Source organism: Caballeronia sp., from assembly GCF_049581465.1.
Lineage (GTDB): Bacteria > Pseudomonadota > Gammaproteobacteria > Burkholderiales > Burkholderiaceae > Caballeronia.
In genome coordinates this window covers 1-2209 of sequence record NZ_JBAUSA010000651.1, presented here as the reverse complement: position 1 = coordinate 2209, position 2209 = coordinate 1, and the positions used below count along the sequence as shown (strand labels likewise).

3 protein-coding genes are annotated in these 2209 nt (G+C 61.4%); all 3 read left to right on the top strand.

Going from position 1 to position 2209, the window contains the following annotated elements:
• The coding region (locus tag WCA53_RS16035; RefSeq protein ID WP_423912241.1) for a DUF2345 domain-containing protein at positions 1 to 886 on the top strand (886 nt) is incomplete at its 5' end.
• Positions 887 to 1165: 279 nt separating this feature from the next.
• On the top strand, positions 1166 to 1522 hold the full coding sequence (locus WCA53_RS16030) for a DUF3304 domain-containing protein (protein ID WP_423912238.1): 357 nt from the start codon (positions 1166 to 1168) through the stop codon (positions 1520 to 1522).
• Between the two features lie 142 nt (positions 1523 to 1664).
• Positions 1665 to 2209 (top strand): DUF3304 domain-containing protein (locus WCA53_RS16025; protein WP_423912235.1); only part of this gene is annotated, 545 nt, incomplete at its 3' end.

The window sequence follows — 2209 nt, the reverse complement described above, 5'->3', positions numbered from 1 at the left end:
GCTTTCAAGTGACGAAGCCTCCTCGCAATTGAATCTTGGCTACATCACCCGCGTCCCCGGCAACACAGGGCGACAGGACGCTCGCGGCATAGGGACGGAAGTCAGGACCGACGGTCACGCAGTGTTCCGCGCGGGGCGCGGCATGCTGGTAACGACCGAAGCGCGGCCCGATGCACGGGGGCACGTCAAGGACATGGGGGAGACGATCGAACGTCTTGTCTCGGCCCAGCGTCTGCACGACGCGTTGACCCAGATCGCGCAGCAAAGCGAAGCGCAGGACGCAGACGACCACCAGGCTGACATCGTCAAAACCCTTGATGCACAGAACCAGCAAATTCGCGGCGACGGTGCGACCCAGGACAATCCGTTCCCCGAACTGTCCGAACCGCATCTCGTGCTGGCTGGCAGGGCCGGCGTGGAAGTCGTCACGCCGGCGACTGTACACGTTGCGGCCCAGCAGGTTGCAATCACTACCGAGGGACACGTGGGGATTGCCAGCGGTCGCAGCCTTTTCGCGACCGTGCGCGACACCATCCGGATCGTGGCGCAACGGGAGGTGATGAAGTTCGTTGCGGCAGCAGGCGACATTGTGCTTCAGGCCCTGACGAAGTCGATCGTGCTGCTCGCCCAGGACAAGATCCAGATCACCGGTGACGAAATCATTCTACGCGCCCACAAAAAGTTACGCATTGAAGCGGGCGGCAGCTTCGCCCAGTTCGATTCGAGCGGAATCGTGCACGGTACGACGGGCCAGTTTGTCGCGCATGCGGCCGTACACGGGTTGCCGGGGCCACGCGACGTGCCCGTCGACCTCGCGCCGAAAAAAATCTGTATCGAGTGCCTGCTCAAGGCGGCAAGAGGCGGTTCGACACTCGTGCTGCGTTAATTTGGATACCTGACGACATGATATTGAATTCCGTTTCTCAACGCGTGCGCCGTGGCGTTGCCGCTGGCCTGCTGTCGGCCATCGCGCTGTCGCTTACCGCCTGGAGCCCCTCGTCACCCGCGGGCAGCCAAGTTGCTGTGCCGCATCGGGTCGAACTCCTGAGCGGCGACTCTGGAATTTTGAATTACACCCCCTGGTATATCCACACGTGGGAGCTGAGCGGCCCGAAGGGTTCGGGCATTGGTGGTGGCGGACGCAACGCGATGCCTGTCAACGACGATGGAAGTCCTTCTGGTGGCAGTGGCATGTGCTGCACCAGCTATCCCACTGGACTGGCAGCCGGATCTGCGACTGACAGTGCGCTGGCTGGCCGACAAGAAGCAGGATGGCAAGACACCGGGCTACTGGTACAAGGCCGAGAACGTGCAGATTGCTAAGTACGACGGCCACGAGGCCGGTGGTATCTGGGCCATTTTTCTGCCTGGTGATCGGGTTCGCCTGATGATTGCCGATGGCAATAGCTCTGGAGGAAACGATCTCAATCATCGGCCGCCCGACAGTGACCCGTACATCGTGCAGGGTGTGCTGGATGACCAATGGAACCAGCTGTATCGCAAGGGTGGGAATACGCAATGAATCTGAAATGGGCTGGCCGGGTTGCCGGGGGCCACGCGACGTTTCCGTCGATCTCACGCCGAAAAATCTGCGTTGAGTGCGTGCTCAAGGCAGCAAGAGGCGGTTCGGCACTCGTGCCACGTTAATCCGGAGACCTGACGACATGATATTGAATCCCCTTTCTCGACGCGTGCGCCGCGGCGTTTCCGCCAGCCTGCTGTTCGCCACTGCGCTGTCGCTCGCCGCTTGCGCCAGCCCTCCGCCGCCCGCGGCCACGCACACCGTTGTGCCGCATCGGGTTGAGCTTCTGAGTGGTGACGGGCAAGCGCTGAGCTACACCCAATGGTACGTCGACTCGTTCGAAATCGCTGGCCCGGTTGGTACGGGTATCGGCGGTGGCGGCTCGAACGTCATGCCAATCCGCGAAGAAGGACGACCTTCTGAAAGCGGTGGCATGTGTTGCACCAGCTACCCACTGGATTGGCAGTCCGACCTACGACTGACGGTGCGCTGGCTGGTATTCAAGGATGTCAAGAAGCTCGGCGCCAAGGCCCCGGGTTACTGGTACAAGGCCGAGAACGTGCAGATTGCCAAGTACGACGGTCACCAGGCCGGCGGCATATGGGCCATTTTCCTGCCTGATGACCGGGTCCGGCTGATGATTGCCGATGGCAATAGCTCTGGAGGAAACGATCTCAACCATCGTCC

Bases quoted from the DNA above. Each gene is read 5' to 3' on its own strand.
- WCA53_RS16030 (WP_423912238.1), top strand. From the start codon at position 1,166: ATGGAAGTCCTTCTGGTGGCAGTGGCATGTGCTGCACCAGCTATCCCA.